17 protein-coding genes and 1 pseudogene are annotated in these 17849 nt (G+C 68.8%); 13 read left to right on the top strand and 5 right to left on the bottom strand.

Annotated features, from left to right (window positions below):
• Positions 1 to 50: 50 nt before the first annotated feature.
• Both ACG01O_RS06275 and ACG01O_RS06270 read left to right on the top strand, forming a co-directional pair.
• Positions 51 to 269 (top strand): TOBE domain-containing protein, encoded by a 219-nt coding sequence (locus ACG01O_RS06275; RefSeq protein WP_394382396.1) that lies wholly within the window; start codon positions 51 to 53, stop codon positions 267 to 269.
• Between the two features lie 10 nt (positions 270 to 279).
• Positions 280 to 867 (top strand): RBBP9/YdeN family alpha/beta hydrolase, encoded by a 588-nt coding sequence (locus ACG01O_RS06270; protein WP_394382394.1) that lies wholly within the window; start codon positions 280 to 282, stop codon positions 865 to 867.
• A gap of 6 nt (positions 868 to 873) precedes the next feature.
• Here the strand turns inward: ACG01O_RS06270 and ACG01O_RS06265 are convergent, their stop codons facing one another.
• Positions 874 to 1758 carry a dienelactone hydrolase family protein gene (locus tag ACG01O_RS06265; protein WP_394382391.1) on the bottom strand — a complete coding sequence of 295 codons (885 nt, stop codon included), beginning with the start codon at positions 1756 to 1758 and terminating at the stop codon, positions 874 to 876.
• Positions 1759 to 1875: 117 nt separating this feature from the next.
• Here ACG01O_RS06265 and ACG01O_RS06260 point away from each other — a divergent pair, with 117 nt between their 5' ends.
• From ACG01O_RS06260 to ACG01O_RS06245, 4 genes are all read left to right on the top strand, one after another.
• Positions 1876 to 2865, top strand: coding sequence for a CysB family HTH-type transcriptional regulator (locus ACG01O_RS06260; RefSeq protein WP_394382389.1), 990 nt, complete (start codon positions 1876 to 1878; stop codon positions 2863 to 2865).
• Between the two features lie 10 nt (positions 2866 to 2875).
• Entirely contained in the window at positions 2876 to 3859 is a 984-nt protein-coding gene (locus tag ACG01O_RS06255; RefSeq protein ID WP_394382386.1) for a sulfate ABC transporter substrate-binding protein, read from the top strand.
• 78 nt (positions 3860 to 3937) lie between these two features.
• Positions 3938 to 5479, top strand: coding sequence for a DUF1800 domain-containing protein (locus tag ACG01O_RS06250; protein ID WP_394382385.1), 1542 nt, complete (start codon positions 3938 to 3940; stop codon positions 5477 to 5479).
• 155 nt (positions 5480 to 5634) lie between these two features.
• A complete protein-coding gene (locus ACG01O_RS06245) occupies positions 5635 to 6816 on the top strand; it encodes a DUF1501 domain-containing protein (protein WP_394382383.1) in 1182 nt (393 codons plus the stop codon).
• A 24-nt stretch (positions 6817 to 6840) separates the two neighbouring features.
• On the opposite strand, the gene ACG01O_RS06240 is transcribed toward ACG01O_RS06245, so the two are convergent.
• The gene (locus tag ACG01O_RS06240; protein WP_394382381.1) at positions 6841 to 7395 is read right to left on the bottom strand and encodes a flavodoxin family protein; all 555 of its coding nucleotides are present in this window, start codon (positions 7393 to 7395) and stop codon (positions 6841 to 6843) included.
• A gap of 32 nt (positions 7396 to 7427) precedes the next feature.
• Complete coding sequence (locus tag ACG01O_RS06235) at positions 7428 to 8156, bottom strand: pirin family protein (protein WP_394382379.1); 729 nt, start codon at positions 8154 to 8156, stop codon at positions 7428 to 7430.
• 97 nt (positions 8157 to 8253) lie between these two features.
• On the opposite strand from ACG01O_RS06235, the gene ACG01O_RS06230 reads away from it, so the two are divergent.
• A complete protein-coding gene (locus tag ACG01O_RS06230) occupies positions 8254 to 9234 on the top strand; it encodes a LysR family transcriptional regulator (protein ID WP_394382377.1) in 981 nt (326 codons plus the stop codon).
• Entirely contained in the window at positions 9234 to 10160 is a 927-nt protein-coding gene (gene gluQRS, locus ACG01O_RS06225) for a tRNA glutamyl-Q(34) synthetase GluQRS (protein ID WP_394382374.1), read from the top strand. The genes ACG01O_RS06230 and gluQRS overlap by 1 nt, the downstream gene beginning before the upstream one ends.
• A 28-nt stretch (positions 10161 to 10188) precedes the next feature.
• Here gluQRS and ACG01O_RS06220 read toward each other — a convergent pair whose 3' ends face one another.
• Positions 10189 to 11982 carry a carbohydrate-binding protein gene (locus ACG01O_RS06220; RefSeq protein ID WP_394382372.1) on the bottom strand — a complete coding sequence of 598 codons (1794 nt, stop codon included), beginning with the start codon at positions 11980 to 11982 and terminating at the stop codon, positions 10189 to 10191.
• A 317-nt stretch (positions 11983 to 12299) separates the two neighbouring features.
• Here ACG01O_RS06220 and ACG01O_RS06215 point away from each other — a divergent pair.
• Both ACG01O_RS06215 and ACG01O_RS06210 read left to right on the top strand, forming a co-directional pair.
• A pseudogene (locus ACG01O_RS06215) lies at positions 12300 to 12644 on the top strand (FKBP-type peptidyl-prolyl cis-trans isomerase); the annotation flags it as partial.
• A gap of 24 nt (positions 12645 to 12668) precedes the next feature.
• Positions 12669 to 13022: an FKBP-type peptidyl-prolyl cis-trans isomerase gene (locus ACG01O_RS06210; protein WP_394382540.1), complete on the top strand. Its 354-nt coding sequence runs from the start codon at positions 12669 to 12671 to the stop codon at positions 13020 to 13022.
• A gap of 41 nt (positions 13023 to 13063) precedes the next feature.
• Here ACG01O_RS06210 and ACG01O_RS06205 read toward each other — a convergent pair whose 3' ends face one another.
• Complete coding sequence (locus tag ACG01O_RS06205; protein WP_394382370.1) at positions 13064 to 15418, bottom strand: putative bifunctional diguanylate cyclase/phosphodiesterase; 2355 nt, start codon at positions 15416 to 15418, stop codon at positions 13064 to 13066.
• 161 nt (positions 15419 to 15579) lie between these two features.
• On the opposite strand from ACG01O_RS06205, the gene ACG01O_RS06200 reads away from it, so the two are divergent.
• From ACG01O_RS06200 to ACG01O_RS06190, 3 genes are all read left to right on the top strand, one after another.
• Complete coding sequence (locus tag ACG01O_RS06200; RefSeq protein WP_394382367.1) at positions 15580 to 15999, top strand: PilZ domain-containing protein; 420 nt, start codon at positions 15580 to 15582, stop codon at positions 15997 to 15999.
• Positions 16000 to 16321: 322 nt separating this feature from the next.
• A complete protein-coding gene (locus ACG01O_RS06195) occupies positions 16322 to 17455 on the top strand; it encodes a methyl-accepting chemotaxis protein (RefSeq protein WP_394382366.1) in 1134 nt (377 codons plus the stop codon).
• A 9-nt stretch (positions 17456 to 17464) separates the two neighbouring features.
• Positions 17465 to 17836, top strand: a complete 372-nt coding sequence (locus ACG01O_RS06190) for a response regulator (protein ID WP_394382364.1) — start codon at positions 17465 to 17467, stop codon at positions 17834 to 17836.
• Positions 17837 to 17849: the final 13 nt, after the last annotated feature.

Raw genomic sequence — 17849 nt, 5'->3', positions numbered from 1 at the left:
GAACCCGCGATGCGCACACTGGCTCCACGTCAACCCCATCAGGAGCCACCATGAGCATCACCGCCATCAACGTCCGCAACCAGTTCCGCGGCACCGTCAAGGAAATCATCGAAGGCCCGGTGGTGTCCGAAGTTGACGTCATCACCCGCAGCGGTGATGTGGTCACCTCCGTCATCACCACCCGTTCGGTCAAAGACCTCGGCCTGGAGGTGGGCCGCGAGGTGGTGGCGTTCGTCAAGAGCACCGAAGTCTCGATTGCCACGCTTTGAGGCGGCCGCCATGAGCCCCCGCTCCCCGCGCATCCTCATCATCCCGGGCCTGCACGACAGCGGCCCGGCCCACTGGCAAACCTGGCTCCAGGCGCAATACCGCGACGCGCGACGCGTCACCCAGCGTGACCCGAGCCGGCCCGAACTCGAGCGCTGGGCCGAGCGCATCACCCGCACGCTGGAGGTGGCCGGCCCCGGCGAATGGCTGGCCGTGGCGCACAGCTTCGGCTGCCTGGCGCTGGCCCGGCACCTGGCCGATCAGCCCGACTCGCCCATCCGCGAGGCCCTGTTCGTGGCCCCCGCAGAGCCCGGCAAATTCGGCCTGGCCGAGGCCCTGCCCCACCACCCGCTGCCGCGCCGCTCACGCCTGATCGCCAGCAGCACCGACCCGTGGATGAGCGCGGCCAGCGCCGCCCGCTGGGCGCACCGCTGGGGTGCGAGCTACAGCAACCTGGGCAGCGTGGGCCACATCAATGCCGAGGCCGGCTTTGGGCCATTGCCCGTGGCCAAGCACTGGGTCGAGGCAGCGCGGGCACGGCATGCGGCAGAGCAGCGTCCCCGCCACGCCGAGTTCCACGAATGGGCCGTCGCGGTTTGAGCCTCGTCAGCCCAGGGTGGCCTTGAAGGCCGCCAACGTGCGCTCCCAGGCCAGTTGAGCCGCCGCCGCGTCGTAGCGCGGCGTCGTGTCGTTGTTGAAGCCGTGCTGGGTGCCTGCGTAGCTGTGCTGCTCGTAGCGCACGCCCGCGGCCTTCAGTGCGGCCTCGTAGGCCGGCCAGGCGGCGTTGATGCGTTCGTCGTTCGCCGCGTGGTGAACGAGCACGCGCGCCTTGATGCGTGGCACGTCCTCAGCGGCCGGGGCCCCCCCGTAAAAGGGCACGGCCACCGCCAGTTCGGGCACTTGCGTGGCCACGTGGTTGGCCAGGCTGCCGCCCCAGCAAAAGCCCACCACGCCCAGCTTGCCGTTGGCATCGGCCACGGTGAGCAGGCCGCGCGCGCCCGCCACGATGTCGGCCCGGGCCTTGGCGGGGTCCAGCTTGGCGAAGAGCGCACGGGCGTCGTCTTCGTTGCCCGGGTAGCCACCCAGCGGGGCGAGCGCATCGGGTGCGTACGCCACATAACCGGCCAACGCCACGCGGCGGGCGATGTCCTCGATGTGCGGGTTCAGGCCCCGGTTCTCGTGCACTACCAGCACCGCCGGCAGCTTGCCTGACGCACCTGCGGGTTTGACCAGATAGCCCTGCACTTGCCCGTTGCCGTCGGGTGACGGGAACGCCTGGCGCCGCGTGACCAGCCGGGCGTCGTCCGGCTTCACCTGCTGAGCGGCCGCGAAGTTGGGGCTCAGCGCGGCCAGCAAGGCGGCCGCACCGGCCGGACCACCCGTGAACGTGGCGGCCTGCTCCAAAAAGCCGCGCCGGCTCAAATCGCCGTGCACGTAGCGGTCGAACAAGGGCCAAGCCTGGGCGGGAATCTCGGGGCGTGTCGTCGTCATGCGGGTGTCCTCATGCGGTGAAGGGGCCACTGTAGGTTGCAACCCCTCAAGAACCGCATATCGATATCGCGAATGGTTCGACGACAGATTCAAGCCCTGTTCCCAGAATCCGGCCGCATGAACTTTCAGCAGCTCCGTTCCGTTCGCGAAGCCCAACGCCGCGGCTTCAACCTGACCGAGGTGGCGCACGCTTTGCACACCTCGCAGCCGGGTGTCAGCCGCCAGATCCGTGAGTTGGAAGAAGAGCTGGGCATCGAGCTGTTTGTGCGCGTGGGCAAGCGGCTGACCGGGCTGACCGAGCCCGGCGAGCATGTGTTGCCGGTCATCGAGCGGCTGCTGCAGGAGGCCGACAACCTCAAACGTGCGGCCGACGATTTCGCGCAGGCCGGCAGTGGGCGCCTGCGCATTGCCGCCACGCACAGCCAGGCCCGCTACGCGCTGCCGCCCGCCGTGCGGGACTTTCGTGCCCATCACCCGGATGTGAGCCTGCACCTGCAGCAAGGCTCGCCGCAACAAATCGCCCGGCTGCTGCTGGACGGCGAGGCCGACGTGGGCATCGCGACCGAAGCACTGGCGCAGTACCCCGAACTGGTCGCCCTGCCCTGCTACCGCTGGACGCACTCGGTGGTGGTGCCACCAGGCCACCCGCTGCTGGACGGGCCACTCACACTGGCGCGCCTGGCGCAGTTCCCCATCGTGACGTACGAGCCCGGCTACACCGGCCGTTCGCACATCGACGACGCCTTCGCTGCCGCGCAGCTTTCGCCCCACATCGTGCTCAGCGCGATGGACGCGGACGTCATCAAAACCTATGTGGAACTGGGCCTGGGCGTGGGCATCGTGGCGGCCATCGCCTTCGACGAGGAGCGCGACCGTCACCTGCGCGCGCTCGACGCCCGGCACCTGTTCGCCGACAACATGACCCGGCTGGCCGTGCGCCGCAGCGCCTACCTGCGTGACTACGTGTACGCATTCATCCAGACCTTCGCCTCACCACTGAACCGCGAGGTGGTGGACGCTGCCCGGCATGAGCTGCCCAGCGCCGAGCCGGTGTTGGCGTGGTCGCGCGCGGCCCGAACGTTCGCCTTCCCTCTTTCCTGCTTTTGATCTGAAAACCATGCGCCGCCTCATCACTGCTCTCTCCCTCGCACTCGCCGCCACCGGCACCTGGGCGCAAACCACGCTGCTCAACGTGTCCTACGACCCGACGCGTGAGCTCTACCAAGACTTCAACAAAGCCTTCGCAGCGCAGTGGAAGGCCAAGACCGGCGAGGCCGTGAGCCTCAAGACCTCGCACGGCGGCTCGGGCAAGCAGGCCCGCTCGGTCATCGACGGCCTGGAAGCCGACGTCGTGACGCTGGCCCTGGCCTACGACATCGACGCCCTGGCCGACCGCAAGCTGCTGCCGCTGGACTGGCAGAAGAAGCTGCCCAACAACGCCAGCCCCTACACCTCCACCATCGTGTTCTTGGTGCGCAAGGGCAACCCCAAGCGCATCAACAACTGGCCGGACCTGGCCCGCAGCGGGGTGGACGTCATCACGCCCAACCCCAAGACCAGTGGCGGCGCCCGCTGGAATTACCTGGCGGCCTGGGGCTACGCACTCAAGAACGGCGGCACGCCGGCTTCGGCGCAGGACTTTGTCAAGCGCATATACGCCAACACCAAGGTGCTGGACTCGGGCGCACGCGGCGCCACCTCCACGTTTGTTGAACGCGGCATCGGTGACGTGTTGATCGCCTGGGAGAACGAGGCCTACCTGGCGGTGAAGGAACTGGGGCCGGAGAAGTTCGAGATCGTCACGCCCAGTGTGTCCATCTTGGCCGAGCCGCCAGTGGCCATCGTGGACAAGGTGGTGGACAAGCGCGGCACCCGCAAGCAAGCCCAGGCCTACCTCGACTATCTCTACTCGCCGGAAGGCCAGGAGATTGCCGCCCGCAACTACTACCGCCCGCGCGACGCCAAGGTGGCGGCCAAGTACGCCAAGCAATTCGCGCCGGTGAAGCTCTTCACCATCGACGAGTTGTTCGGCAGCTGGCGCGAGGCGCAAAAAACGCACTTCGATGACGGTGGGGTGTTCGACAAGATCTCGGTGCGATGACCGGGTTGTGAAGCTTTGTTGCGGCGGTCATCGGGCCGTCGACAGCCGCCGTTGAACGGCCTCATCATCGGGGCCGCCATGAGAAACACCCTCGCGCTCAGCGCCGCCTTGCTGGCTGGCCTGGTGGGTTGCACCACCCCCGGGTCAGCGCCTCCATCACCCGCCGCAAGCGCGCGAGCGGCATCGAACTCCACGGTGCAAGATGCCCTGTGGTTGGACCGCCTCACCTGGGGCGCCACCAGCGCCGACCTTGCCGCGGTGCGCCGCGACGGCCGTGCCGCCTGGCTGGACGCGCAACTCCAAGCGCGCACCGCCCCGCTGCCAGAAGCCGCCCAAGCGCAAATCAGTGCCCTGAGCATCCAGCAGCCGTTACCCGCGCTGGTGCAAAAAATGGAGGCCCAGCGCAAGGCCGCCGACGCACTGACCGACGACACCGCCAAGGCCGAGGCACAAAAGGCCTACCAGCAGGCGCTGACGCAACTGGCACGCGAAGCCAGCACGCGCGCGCTGCTGCAGGCGCTGTACTCGCCGCAGCAGGTGCAGGAGCAACTCACTTGGTTCTGGTTCAACCACTTCAACGTGCACCAGTACAAGGCCAACCTGCGGGCCATGGTGGGCGACTATGAGCAAGGCCTGCGCGAGCGATCGCTCGGCCGCTTCCGCGACCTGCTGGGCTACACGGCCCACCACCCGGCCATGCTGCGCTACCTGGACAACGACCAGAACGCCGCCAACCGCATCAACGAAAACTACGCCCGCGAGTTGCTGGAGCTGCACACGCTGGGCATCGGCGGCGGCTACAGCCAGCGCGACGTGCAAGAGCTGGCCCGGGTCCTGACCGGCCTGGGCGTGAACCTCACGGGCGACAAGCCCAAGCTCAAGCCCGCCCAGGACGCCCAGTACCGGCGTGACGGCTTGACCGAGTTCAACCCCGCGCGGCACGACTTTGGCGACAAGACGCTGCTGGGCCTCAACGTCAAGGGCGAGGGCTATGCGGAACTGGACCGCGTGCTGGACCTGCTGGCCCGCCACCCCAGCACCGCCCGCTTCGTGTGCAGCAAGCTGGCCCAATCCTTCGTGGCCGATGAGCCGCCGCCCGCGCTGGTGGCGCGCATGGCCGAACGCTGGAAGCAGACCGACGGGCGCATCGCCGAGGTGCTGCGCGCCATGGTGGCTGCGCCGGAGTTCGAGGCGTCGCTCGGCCGCAAGTTCAAAGACCCATCGCACTACGTGGTGTCTGCAGTGCGGCTGGCTTACGCCGACAAGGTGGTGCTGAACACCGCCCCCATGATCGGCTGGCTCTACCGCCTGGGCCAGGCGCCCTACAACCGCCAGACGCCCGACGGCTACCCGCTGGACGAGAACGCCTGGGCCGGCCCGGGCCAGATGACCACGCGCTTTGAGATTGCCCGCGCCATCGGCAGCGGCAGCGCCGGGCTGTTCAAGGTGGAGGGCGAGCGCAAGGACCGGCCCGCCTTCCCGCAACTCACCCACCCGCTGTACTACGAGGCGATCGCGCCGCGCCTGGCGCCGGCCACGCAGCAAGCCCTCGGCCAAGCCACCTCCCCGCAGGAATGGAACACCTACCTGCTGGCCTCCCCCGATTTCATGCACCGGTAGGCCCCAAGCCCGACAGTCGACCGCTCACCACTGCTGGAGACACCCATGCCTGCATCCACTGAGGCCCACGACCACCCGCTCCGTTCGGGCAAGAACGCTTCATGCCCGCTCGATCCGCGCTCGGGCACGCTCCACTGCCGGACTTGAGGCTTGCCATGCAACGACGCCATCTCTTGCAACTCGGCCTGGGTACCGCGCTGCCGACCCGTCTGTGGGCGGCCACGCCGGACACGCCCCGCTTGCTGCTTGTCTTCCTGCGCGGCGCGTACGACGCGGCCAACCTGCTCGTGCCGGTGGCCTCGCCGTTCTATTACGAATCGCGCCCGAACATCGCCATCGCCAAAGACGCCGCCCTGCCGCTGGACGGCGCCTGGGGCCTGGCCCCAGCGCTGGCCGACAGCGTGCACCCGCTGTGGCTCAAGCAGCAGGCAGCGTTCGTGCCCTTTGCCGGCACGCATGACACCACGCGCAGCCATTTCGAAACGCAGGACCACATCGAACTGGGCCAGCCCGACAACGACGCACGCGACTTCCGCAGCGGTTTCATGAACCGCTTGGCGGGCGTGCTGGGTGCCGGCGCCGCGGGCGGCTCGCGCCTGGAGGCCATGGCTTTCACCGACCAAGTGCCGCTCATCCTGCGCGGTGGCCTGCCGGTGGCCAACCAGGCCCTGCGCGAGTTGGGCAAACCCGCCATCAACGCCGCGCAGGCGCAGGTGATTGCTGGCATGTATGCCGGCACGCGCATGGCGGGCACGGTGAGCGGCGGCTTCGAGGTGCGCGATGAGGTGAGCCGTGAAATGGCAGGCGAGATGGAAGCCGCCAGCCGCGGCGCCATTGCCGCCAAGGGCTTCGCGCTGGAAGCCCGGCGCGTGGCACGCCTGATGCGCGAGCGCGTGGCGCTGGGCTTCATTGACGTGGGCGGTTGGGACACGCACGTGGCACAAGGCGGCGCCACTGGCGCGCTGGCCACCAAGTTGGGCGAACTGGGCCGGGGCCTGGCGCTGTTTGCCGATGAAATGGGCCCGCAGTGGAAGAACACCGTGGTGGTGGTGGTCAGCGAGTTCGGCCGCACCTTCCGCGAGAACGGCAACCGCGGCACCGACCACGGGCACGGCAGCGCCTACTGGGTGCTGGGCGGCGGCGTGCGCGGCGGGCGCATCGCGGGGGAACAGGTGGAGGTGAAAGCCGACACCCTGTTCCAGAACCGCGACTACCCGGTGCTCAACGAGTACCGCGCGCTGCTGGGGGGGTTGTTCAAGCGCATGTACGGCCTGAATGACGCGCAACTGGCCACCGTGTTCCCGGGGGCCAGGGCGCGCGACGCGGGGCTGGTGTAAGCCCCGCGGTTTTCACCAGCCGGATCAGCCGGCGATGCGGTCGGCGGCCGCTTTGACGCGGGCGCCGAAGGCCTTGGCCGTGGCCAGGTCACCGTCCACCATTTCGGCGGTGGACGCATCGGCCGGCGTGGCTGCCAGCAGGCCGCCCGAGCCGCCCAGGTTGTTGATGTCGGCGCGCGTGGCGGCCTTGCTGTTGGCCGGCGGCATACCCAAGCTCACCCACAGCATGCCGTGCTGATTGGCCAGCGTCTGCAGGTACGACAGCGTGCCGGCCTTGTCGCCATTAAGCGAAGCCGAGTTGGTGAAGCCGGCGGCCAGCTTGTCTTGCCAAGCGCGGGTGAACCAGGCCTTGGACGACGCATCCGCAAAGCGCTTGAACTGCCAGCTCACGGTGCCCATGTAGGTGGGCGAACCGAACACGATGGCATCGGCCGCATTCAGCGCGGCCCAGTCTTCGTCACTCACCAGGCCTTCAGCGCTGATGGCGGCCAGCTGCGCGCCCGCGCCTTCGGCCACGGCCTCGGCGATCTTCTGGGTGTGGCCGTAGCCGGAGTGGTAGACGACAACGATCTTGCTCATGGGGAAATTCCTCAAGGGGTGGGGGAAGAGATTCAGGCCGCCAGGTCGAACACCAACACTTCGGCGTCTTGCCCGGCGGAAAAAACGAGGCGCGATGTTTCGCGAACTTGCAAGGCATCACCCGATGCCAGGTTTTGCCCATTCACGGTAAGCGCGCCGCGCACGAGGTGCACGTAGGCCAAGCGGCCGGGTGCCAGTGCGAGTTCGGCGGCTTCGCTGCCGTTGAACAAGCCCGCGTAAAGGCGCGCATCGGCGTGGATGGTCACGGCACCCTCGGCACCGTCGCTGGCGGCCACCAGCCGCAGCGTGCCGCGCTTGGTGTCCGCTGCGAAATGCTTTTGCTCGTAGCTGGGCGCAATGCCGCGCTTGTCGGCGTCCGGCTGAATCCAGATCTGCAGGAAGTGCGTGGTCTGGTCTTTCGCGTGGTTGAACTCGCTGTGCAGCACGCCGCTGCCCGCGCTCATGCGCTGCACATCGCCGGGGCGGATGACGCCTGCGTTCGCGCCCCCGGCCTGGCCGTTGCCCATGCTGTCCTTGTGGGCCAACTCGCCGGAGAGCACGTAGCTGATGATTTCCATGTCGCGGTGGCCGTGCGTGCCGAATCCGGTGCCCGGGGCGATCTGGTCTTCGTTGATCACGCGCAGCGCGCCGAAGCCCATGCGGGCGGGGTCGTAGTAGTCGGCAAACGAGAAGCTGTGGAACGATTTCAGCCAGCCGTGATCGGCATAGCCGCGGTCACAGGACTTGATTCGTTGCAGCATCTCGGACTCCTTCGTGGTGGGGTGCAGCCAATGTAGGAGCGGCGGCTTTCGCGATCGGTGAGGCGCCTCCGAGGCACCATTCAAATAGACTGAACGCATGTCCACACCCCAAGAAAAACGCCGCGCGCTGACGCCTGAAGCCCTGGCCATGATGGACACCATCGCCCGCACCGGCAGCTTTGCCGCCGCCGCGCGCGAGATGGGCCGCGTGCCTTCGGCGCTGACCTACTCCGTGCGCCAACTCGAGGACGCGCTGGACGTGCTGCTGTTCGACCGCAGCTCCCGCCAGGCCGTGCTCACCTCCGCGGGGCAGGAGTTGCTGGTGGAAGGCCGCCGCCTGCTGCAAGACCTGGACGCCGTGGCCAACCGCGTGCGCCGCATTGCCACCGGCTGGGAGACCGAGCTGACCCTGGCGGTGGACGACGCGCTGGCCCGCCGGGCGGTGTTTGACCTGATGGAAGCGTTCTACGCCGAGCGCATCGACGGCGGCGGACCGCCTCCCACCCGGCTCAAGCTGCGCGTGGAGGTGCTGGCCGGCACCTGGGAAGCGCTGCTGAGCGGGCAGGCGGACATCGCCATCGGCGCCGGCACCCGCGTGCCCAGCGCTGCGGTGGACTGCGAACCCCTGGGGCCACTGGAATTCGTGTTCTGCGTGGCGCCCCACCACCCGCTGGCCCAGGCGCCGGAGCCGCTGACGGCGGCGCAGATTGCCGAGCACCGCATCATCACCGTGGCCGACAGCGCCCGGCAGATGCAGCCCATCACCGTGGGCGTGCTGCCCGGGCAAGACGTGCTGACCCTGCCCACCCTGGCCGCCAAGGTGGAAGGCCTGCTGCGCGGCCTGGGCTGCGGCTCGGTGCCCGCGCCCATGGTGAAGCGCCACATCGAAGCCGGCCGACTGGTGCGCAAAACCACCTATGAAGGCCACCGCGGCGGCACCATGCACTACGCCTGGCGCAAAAGCCCCAGCGGCAGCAGCCAACCCACGGGCAAGGCCCTGGCTTGGTGGCTGGCCCGCCTGAGCAGCGATGCCACCCGCAAGGCCCTGCTGGAACAGCACGAAGGCTTGCTGATCTGATGGCGGCTGACGTTCGCCCCACCGCTGAAACGGCGGCCACGCGCAGCGGCGGCCTCGGCAGCTACCGCGGCCGCTTCGCGCCCTCGCCCACCGGCCCGCTGCACGCGGGTTCGTTGGTGGCGGCACTGGCCAGTTGGCTGGACGCCCGGGCGCATGGCGGCCAGTGGCTGGTGCGCATCGAAGATGTGGACGGCCCGCGCTGCCCGCCCGGCACGGGCGAATTCATCCTCAGCCAACTTGCCGCGCTGGGCCTGCAGCCCGATGAAGCGCCCGAGTGGCAGTCCCGGCGCAGCGGGCTGTACCAAGCGGCGCTGGACCGCCTTGTGGCTGCGGGCCAGGCCTACGGCTGCGCCTGCACCCGGGCCGAGATCGCAGCCGCTGCCGGGCCGCGCGCCAAGCATGGCGAGTTGGTCTACCCCGGCACCTGCCGACCCGAACGGGGCGGCACCCACGGCCGGCCTGCACGCGCCTGGCGCTTTCCGGTGCAGGGCCGCATCACGTGGCATGACCGGCGCCTCGGCGCGCAGACGCAAGACCTGGCCACCGAGGTGGGCGACTTCGTGCTGAAGCGCGCCGACGGGCTGTGGGCTTACCAGCTCGCCGTGGTGGTGGACGACGCTGCGCAAGGCATCTCCGACGTTGTTCGGGGCGAGGACCTGGCCGACAACACGCCCCGCCAAATCGCCTTGCAAAACGCCCTCGGCCTGCCCAACCCGCGCTACCTGCACACGCCGCTGGTGCTGGCGCCCGACGGGCACAAGCTCTCCAAGCAAAACGGTGCGGCAGCGATCGACTTGGCAGACCCGGCCGCTCGCTTGCGCGAGGCCGCCGAACGGCTCGGGCTGGAGATGCCACCCGGCGCCATGACGACGCCCGAGGTGCTGGCCGCCGCCACGCGGCAATGGCCGCACGGGGAGGCGGGCTGATCCTGCAGAGTCGCCACGCAACTTGGCTTCAAGGGGTCTTGGTCACCCGAAACCAGTTCAGGTTCCAGCCGCCGTTGCGCACCGCGATGCCGAACTTGCGGCTGCCCGCGGGCAGCGTGACCGTGTGGGAGATGGTCGTCCAGTTCTGCCAGCCGCCGGTGGACGGCACATTCAGCGCGCCGTACACCACGCTGCCCCCGGCCTCTTCGAGCTGCAGGTTGCCGCCGCCGTTCAGGCTGGCCACGCGGTACTCGATCAGGTAGGTGCCGCCTGCGGTCAGGTTGATGGCGGGGTAAGACAGCCAGTCGCCGGCGTCCAGGTAGCCCACGTTCAGGCCGCCGCCGGTGTCGGTGGTGCCCTCGGTCTGCACGCCGCTCTGGGCATCGAAGCTCTCGGCCTGGATGGTGATGCCGGTGGGCACGGGGCTGCCGGCGGGGCTGAGGTCCAGCCAGTTCACGTTGAACCCGCCCGCCTTGGCCAGGAGGGCCAGCGTCTGGGCGCCGGCGGGCAGGTTGACGGTGTGCTGCACCGTCGTCCACCTCTGCCAGCCCCCGGTGGCCGGCACGTTCACTGTGCCGAACACGGTGCCGCCGCCGGCCCGCTCCAGCTGAATGACGCCGCCACCCGGGGCGCTGGCCACGCGGTACTTCACCACGTAGCTGCCGGCCGTGGGCACGTTCACGTCGTAGGTCATCCAGTCGCCGGCGTCGATGTAGCCGACGTTGCCGCCGCCGTCGACATCGGTGGTGGGCTCGACCTGGATGCCGGCCATGTTGCAGTAGGCCTCGGCCTGCACGCGGGCGGGCAAGGTGGCGCGGGTGCAGCCCGGCGTGGGCGTGGGGCCACCGCCCCAGCCGCTGATGATTTGCTTGGCCAGCGTGCCTGAGCGGGTCAACTGCCCGGCGCTCCAGCCGCCTTGGGGCGACGCCCCCGGCACCAGGGCCGACGCGCCCTCGGCCTTGTCGTTCAGCGACCAGTTGGCGTGGCTGATGCCGCGGGTCTTCAGGAAGTCCATCCACGCGGCCGTTTCGGCCTCGGCCACGGCGCCGTCACCACTGGCGTTGACCGATCCCCATTCCGTGACGAACAGGGGGATGCCGTTGTTCAAGGCCGTCTGCGCCTTGTCCCGCAGCCACTGACCGTGGGAGCCCGCGTAGAAATGCAGCGTGTACGCGATGTTGGTGCCACGGATCGGGTCGCGCGACGCGGCGTCCACGTCCTGCGACCAGTTGGGCGTGCCGACGATGATGAGGTTGTCCGGGTCGATCGCCCGGATGGCGTTGATCACGGCCTGCGCGTAGGGCTTGATCGTGCCGCTCCAGGACACGTTCAGCGGCTCGTTGTAAACCTCGTAGATGACGTGATTGCTCTTGCCGTAGGTGCGGGCCATCTCCTCGAAGAAGGCCACGGCCTGGGTGCGGTAGTCCTCGGCGTGGTGGCTGTGCCAGTCGATGATGACGTACAGGTCGTTGGCGATGGCCGCGTCCACCACCGCCTTGACGCGGGCCTTGTTGCCGGCCGGGTCTTGCAGGTAGCCGCTGCCCTCATCCACGCCCATGGCCACGCGCACGACGCGCGATTTCCAGTCGTTCTTCAGCCAGCTCACCACGCTGGCGTTGTAGTACTTCTCGCCGCCCCAGCCGGTGTTGCTCCAGAACAGGCTGTTGCCGGCGAAGCTGGCGGGCTGGCCGCCGGCCAGGATCTTGTTGCCGCTGACGGACAGCGGGCTCACGTCCGCCAGCGCCGCGCCGGCCTGGGCCAGCAGCGCGCCGCCCAACAGCGCCGCGAGGGCGCGGCGAATGGTGTGTGTGAAGGGGTGCATGGTGTGTCTCCTCGGGTCATGGGCCGGCAGCCCGTGCGCTGCTCGGGCCGCGAGTAGAGACGCGAAAGTGGTTGATGTACAGCGCTGTCATTTTTGGTTTCATTCCGCGTGTCCGGCACTGCATCGCCCGCAGAGCCGCGCGTTCACAGCGGGGAGCGGCGGATGGTCAGCCTGTCAATGCGAGCTTGCGCGTCAGACGAGTGAGCGACGAACGAGCCGCGCACGACAACCCCCACCCTCGACCCGCACGGTGTGCAACGCACGGGCGAACGGCCAGCGACAATCCGACATCCCTTTTCGATCGCAAGGATTTCTCCATGAACACCACGCCCAGCGGCCTGCAGTTTGAAGACACCGTCGTCGGCGACGGCAAACAGGCGGCAGCCGGCCATGACGTGACCGTGCACTACACCGGCTGGCTGTGGGTCGACGGCGCCAAGACCACCAAGTTCGACTCCAGCCTGGACCGCCGCGACCCGTTCGAGTTCGAACTGGGCGCCGGCATGGTCATCCGCGGCTGGGACGAAGGCGTGCAGGGCATGAAGATTGGCGGCAAGCGCACGCTGATCATTCCCGCCAGCCTCGGCTACGGGGCCCGTGGCGCCGGTGGCGTGATTCCGCCGAACGCGACGCTGTGTTTTGAAGTGGAACTGCTCGGCCTGGCCGGCGGCTCGGAGCCGGTGGAGCTGACCCTGCAAACCACGGCCACCGGCCTGCAGTTTGAAGACCGCGTGGTGGGCGAAGGCGCCACCGCCGCCAAGGGCCAGCGCGTGTCGGTGCACTACACCGGCTGGCTGTTCAAGGACGGCATGAAGGGCAAGAAGTTCGACTCCAGCAAGGACCGCGGCCAGCCCTTCAAGTTCCGCCTGGGTGGCGGCGAAGTGATTGCCGGCTGGGACGAAGGCGTGCAAGGCATGCAGGTGGGTGGCACCCGCATGCTGGTGCTGCCGCCCGAGCTGGGCTACGGCGCCTACGGCGCGGGCGGCGTGATTCCGCCCAATGCCACGCTGCTGTTTGAAGTGGAATTGCTGGCGGTCTGATCACCTGCCCCAGCCGCCCGGTCCAGGCGACGGGGCGGCGTTCAGAGGTCGTTGCCGAACATCGTGGTCGGCGGCGACATCTGCGTGAGGCGCCACGGCATGATGCGCGAGTCCACGTCGTCTTGCGGGCCGGTGATGGGCCGACCGGCCAGCCAGTCTTGCAACTTGCCCAGCGGCATGGGGCGCGCCACGAGGTAGCCCTGCACCTCGTCGCAGCGGATGGCGCGAATCACGGCCAACTCGCGGTCGGTTTCCACGCCCTCGGCCACCGTCCGCATGCCCAGCACCCCGGCCATCTGCACGATGGTGTTCACGATGGCTCGGGCGTCGGCGTGCTCGGTGAGCGAACGCACGAACGAGCGGTCGATCTTGAGCGTGTGGAACGGGAACGCCCGCAGGTAGGCCAGCGACGAGAAGCCGGTGCCGAAGTCGTCCAGCGCCACCTGCAGGCCCAGTTCCCGCAACGCGTGCAGCCGCTTCAGCGCCGATTGCGCGTCTTCCAGCATCAGAGATTCCGTCACCTCCAGGTGCAGCAGCGACGGCGCGACGCTGGTCTGGACCAGCACGTGCTCCACGCTGGCCACAAAGCCCGGCTCCATCAGCTGCAGGGGCGACACATTCACCGCCACGCTCAGGCCCGGCAGCTGGCGCACCGCCAGGCAGGCTTGCTGCAAGGCCAGCGCCCCCAGCTCGTGGATGAGCCCGCAGCGCTCGGCCGCCGGAATGAATTCACCCGGCGAAATGGAGCCCAGCTGCGGGTGCTCCCAGCGCATCAGCGCCTCCACACCCAGCGGCAGCAGAGTGCGCGCATCCACCTTGGGCTGGAAGTGCAGCTCGAACTGCCCCTGCCCGAGCCCCTCGCGCAGCGCCTGCTCCACGGTGTGCATACGGCGGCTCGCTGCCCCTAAGGCATTGGCATAGACCACGCTGCGGGCCCGGCCCGAGCGCTTGGCGTCGTAGAGCGCCAGGTCGGCGTTCACCATCAGGTCTTCCACGTTCGCGACCGAACCGTCCAACCGGGCGAGGCCCACGCTGGCGCCCACGTGCAGCCGCTTCACGCCAATGACGATGGGCTCGCTGAGCCGATCAATGATCAAGGCCGCCATGGCCTGAGGCGCGCGTCGCGGCGAGTCGCCCAAGCGCAGCATCGCGAACTCGTCGCCACCGAGCCGTCCCACCAGATCGCCTTCCTCCACCAGCGCCTGCAGGCGCCCCGCCACCACGCGCAGCACTTCGTCGCCGGTGGAGTGGCCGGAGCTGTCGTTGATGACCTTGAAGTGGTCGAGGTCGATGGACAGCAACCAGCCCGCGCGTCCCAGCGACATCGCTGCCTGGGCCGCGTTCATCAGGCTGCGGCGGTTGGCCAAGCCTGTCAGCGCATCTTGCTCCGCCTGCAAGCGGAGCTGGTTCTCGAAGCGCTGCGCCTCGGTCACGTCGGCGATCACGCCCCGCCAGCCGCCCGTCGTGCTGCCATCCGTCGGGGTGATCGGCTTGGCACTGAGTGACCACCAGCGCGAGGATTCCCCTCGGCCAATCTGCAGCTTCAAGTCGCGAAACGGACGGCCCAGGGCCCAGGCCGCCAGCAAGGGGCCGGCGTCGTGCGAGCGCGAGCCGAACCATTGCGGCAGGCGCACCTCGCGCAGCTTGTCAATCGACAAGCCCAGCATCGCGGCCAGGCGGGGGGAGCGGTGCATCAGCCGCCCCTCGGCGTCGGTTTCCCAGAGCGCGTCGCTGGAGTTTTCTTCGAAGTCGCGCAGCAGCAGCGACACCACCTGCTGCTGGCGCGCCTGGCTGTAGCGCGCCCGGCGCAAGGCCGTGGCCTGCCGGGCCAGCGCCATGGACGCCAGCGACACCACCGCGCCGTAGGCCAGCAGCATCACCGCCACCGCCAGGTACAGCGGCTCGGCCGCGCGGATCAGGGCCACCAAGCCCCCCACCACGATCAGCCCCACATAGGCCAGGCTGGCCCACGGCAGCATGGCCAGCGCAAAGGCGCCCGCCCCCAGCATGCCCGCCACCATCGTGGCCAGCAAAACGCGCTCGGCCTCGTGAACCGCCGGAAACCACTGCGCCGCCACCCAGCCCCAGCACAGCCCGAGCAGCGCCGCATGCAGCGTGCCCCGGTGCAGGCCCCGAACCGACGCCTTGCGCACCGTGCGGCCGCGCCCGTGCCACCAGCGCACCAGCCCGAGCAGCACCACGCTGCCCAGCAACGCCAGCCACACGGCCAGCGCCACGCCGCCCGCAGGCCCCACGGCCAGCCATACAAATCCACCGGCCACCACATTGGCGACCATCAGCAGCGGCGTCAGGCGGGCGAGTTGGTTCAGGTGCTCGGCGCGGATGCGCGCGGACTCACCGTCGCCCTCGGCATACAACTCGAACGTGCGTCGCAACCGTTCCCGGATTCCTTCCGGCTGCGTCATGAAAGCGCTTTCTGTGGCACTGCAAACTCCTCGCGCGGATGCTAACGACCGGCTTCACCACCCTGTCACGCCCAAATGGTCTTCTCCGTGTCGTTTGCATCAACAACTGCGTTTTGCACGGAGCCCTCACCATGACCGGAATCGACCAACGCCGTTCTCCCCGGGTGGAGTTCTTTCTGGTGCCCGACGCCCAGGAGCAGTTGCCCGTCTGGGTGATCAAGCCGGCCGACCTCGCTGGCGCGCGGGCCGGCGTGGTGGTGAACCTGAGCGAAGGCGGCCTGCAAATCCTCACTGCGGCCGAGCCGGAGCTGGACGCCACGCACTACGAAATGCGCCTGCTGCTGGGCGAAGACGACGGCGTGCCCCTGTTCAGTGCCGACGTGCGCCGGGTGTGGACGCGCGCGCTGAACCACCGCGTGCAGCTGTGCGGGTTTGAATTCAGCACCGCCCACTCGCAGGCTGAAGAGTTCCTGCGTGCCCAGACCGCCCAGATCACCGCACGGCGCGGCGTGCGCTGTGTGCTGATGGAGCGCATGACCGCCCTCGCCTGACGGCGCTTCGGCGCCCTCCGCCCGGCGCCCGCGGCCAACGCCCCCCCAGCGCACCTCAAGCACACCCCAAGCACGCCCCAACGCCGGCGCGCACGGAGGCACCCGCAGCCGGCACGGAACCTTCCCCCGCGCTTTCGCCAAATAGTTCCGCAAACCTTGCGCCCGCGCTCGTGCATCGAGCCGCGGGCGCTTTGCTTTGTCGCACCCAATTTGGCAGAATTGATATCAACGAAAGAAACAAGGCGTCGAAAGCAAGCTTTGCAATCGACACCACCCGAAACAACCCACCAACCCGCGGCAACAAATGATGAATACAGCATTTTTGCCAAGCGCCACGAAGCCCAGCGGCCTCAACCGCTGGACAGCCTTGGTGGTGTGGGGCCTGGCCGCCCCGGTGCTGGTTCTGGCGCACACGCTGGGCGGTCTCTGGGCCTGGGGCGCATGGGGGCTGGGCGCCGTGATCGCCGCGGTGTGGAGCTGGCGGCAGCCGGCGGCTACCTCCCGCGCGGCCACGGCCGAACTGGAACAGGCCCTGGCGGCCCGCCTGGGCGACGCCGGCGCCACCTGGGCCACCCACCTCACCACCGCACAAACCCAGCTGCGCGAAGCCATCGACCAGATGCTCGCCGCGTTCACCGACATCCTGCAGCAACTCGACGCCCTGGTCGGCACCTCGACCCAGGGCGGCGCCCACGTGTCGGAGCAGGACCGGGTGGCCGTGCTGGCCGACTGCGACACCCAGCTGCGCGGCCTGCTGCGCAGCCTCGACGGCTTCGTGCAGTCCCGCGATCAAGTGCTGGGCACGGTGCAGACCTTGGGCGAGGCGTCCGGCCGGCTGCACACCATGGCGGAAGACGTGTCGAGCCTGGCTCGGCAAACCAACCTGCTGTCGCTGAACGCCGCCATCGAAGCGGCCCGTGCGGGTCAAGCCGGCCGGGGGTTCGCCGTGGTGGCCAACGAAGTGCGGCGACTGTCCGCCGAGTCGGGCGACACCGGCCGGCGCATCAGCGTGCAAGTGGCGGAGTTCAACGACCGCATGCAGCAGGCCCTGCGCCAAGCCACAGACAACGCAGCCCAAGACACCGCGGCCATTCACGCGTCCGAAGAGACGGTGAACCAGGTCGTGCAGCAGGTCAACGCAGCGGTGTCAGACCTGCACCAACGCGCCGCCGAACAAAGTGCGCAGGCGGAAACCGTGAAGGCGCGGGTCGAGCAGTTGCTGATGTCCTTCCAGTTCCAGGACCGGGTGCAGCAGATCCTCGACCAACTGCGCGACTCCATCCAGCAAGCCACCCAGACCCTGCAAGCCGCCGCCGAGGCCGGCGAGCCGCCGGACCTGGGCGAGTGGCAAGCCCTGCTGGCGGCGGGCTACACCACGGCCGAACAGCGTGCCGTGTCCCGTGGCACGCCGGTGCAGGCCACCCCCGAGCGAAACATCGAAACGACCTTCTTCTGAGGACCCACCATGGCCAAGACCATCCTCATCGTGGACGACTCCAGCTCCCTGCGCACCGTGGTGCGGCTGGCCCTGAATCGATCCGGCTACGACGTCGTGGAAGCCGGTGACGGCGTGGCGGGCCTGGCGGCGCTGGACAAAGCGGCCAAGGTGCACCTGATCGTGTGCGACGTGAACATGCCCAACATGGACGGCATCACCTTCGTGACGCACGTCAAGCAGCACCCGCGCCACCGCTTCGTGCCCGTGATCATGCTGACCACCGAGGGCGAGGAAGACGCCAAAGCCCGCGGACGCCAGGCCGGCGCCAAGGCCTGGATCGTCAAGCCGTTCAACCCGCCGCAGCTGCTGGACGCCGTGTCCAAGCTGGTGCTGCCCTGAGCCGGAGGCCCGC

The sequence above is a fragment of the Pelomonas baiyunensis genome (assembly GCF_043555935.1).
Taxonomy (GTDB): domain Bacteria; phylum Pseudomonadota; class Gammaproteobacteria; order Burkholderiales; family Burkholderiaceae_C; genus Pelomonas; species Pelomonas baiyunensis.
Note: the sequence above shows the minus strand (reverse complement) of the source record. Positions and strands in the feature narration are given on the sequence as shown.

What these genes read in the sequence shown, in the direction of transcription:
- ACG01O_RS06265 (WP_394382391.1), bottom strand. Translation starts at nt 1,758, where the DNA reads ATGACGACGACACGCCCCGAGATTCCCGCCCAGGCTTGGCCCTTGTTC.
- ACG01O_RS06230 (WP_394382377.1), top strand. Translation starts at nt 8,254, where the DNA reads ATGTCCACACCCCAAGAAAAACGCCGCGCGCTGACGCCTGAAGCCCTG.
- ACG01O_RS06250 (WP_394382385.1), top strand. Translation starts at nt 3,938, where the DNA reads ATGAGAAACACCCTCGCGCTCAGCGCCGCCTTGCTGGCTGGCCTGGTG.
- ACG01O_RS06245 (WP_394382383.1), top strand. Translation starts at nt 5,635, where the DNA reads ATGCAACGACGCCATCTCTTGCAACTCGGCCTGGGTACCGCGCTGCCG.
- ACG01O_RS06255 (WP_394382386.1), top strand. Translation starts at nt 2,876, where the DNA reads ATGCGCCGCCTCATCACTGCTCTCTCCCTCGCACTCGCCGCCACCGGC.
- gluQRS (WP_394382374.1), top strand. Translation starts at nt 9,234, where the DNA reads ATGGCGGCTGACGTTCGCCCCACCGCTGAAACGGCGGCCACGCGCAGC.
- ACG01O_RS06240 (WP_394382381.1), bottom strand. Translation starts at nt 7,395, where the DNA reads ATGAGCAAGATCGTTGTCGTCTACCACTCCGGCTACGGCCACACCCAG.
- ACG01O_RS06220 (WP_394382372.1), bottom strand. Translation starts at nt 11,982, where the DNA reads ATGCACCCCTTCACACACACCATTCGCCGCGCCCTCGCGGCGCTGTTG.
- ACG01O_RS06260 (WP_394382389.1), top strand. Translation starts at nt 1,876, where the DNA reads ATGAACTTTCAGCAGCTCCGTTCCGTTCGCGAAGCCCAACGCCGCGGC.
- ACG01O_RS06200 (WP_394382367.1), top strand. Translation starts at nt 15,580, where the DNA reads ATGACCGGAATCGACCAACGCCGTTCTCCCCGGGTGGAGTTCTTTCTG.
- ACG01O_RS06270 (WP_394382394.1), top strand. Translation starts at nt 280, where the DNA reads ATGAGCCCCCGCTCCCCGCGCATCCTCATCATCCCGGGCCTGCACGAC.
- ACG01O_RS06190 (WP_394382364.1), top strand. Translation starts at nt 17,465, where the DNA reads ATGGCCAAGACCATCCTCATCGTGGACGACTCCAGCTCCCTGCGCACC.
- ACG01O_RS06275 (WP_394382396.1), top strand. Translation starts at nt 51, where the DNA reads ATGAGCATCACCGCCATCAACGTCCGCAACCAGTTCCGCGGCACCGTC.
- ACG01O_RS06235 (WP_394382379.1), bottom strand. Translation starts at nt 8,156, where the DNA reads ATGCTGCAACGAATCAAGTCCTGTGACCGCGGCTATGCCGATCACGGC.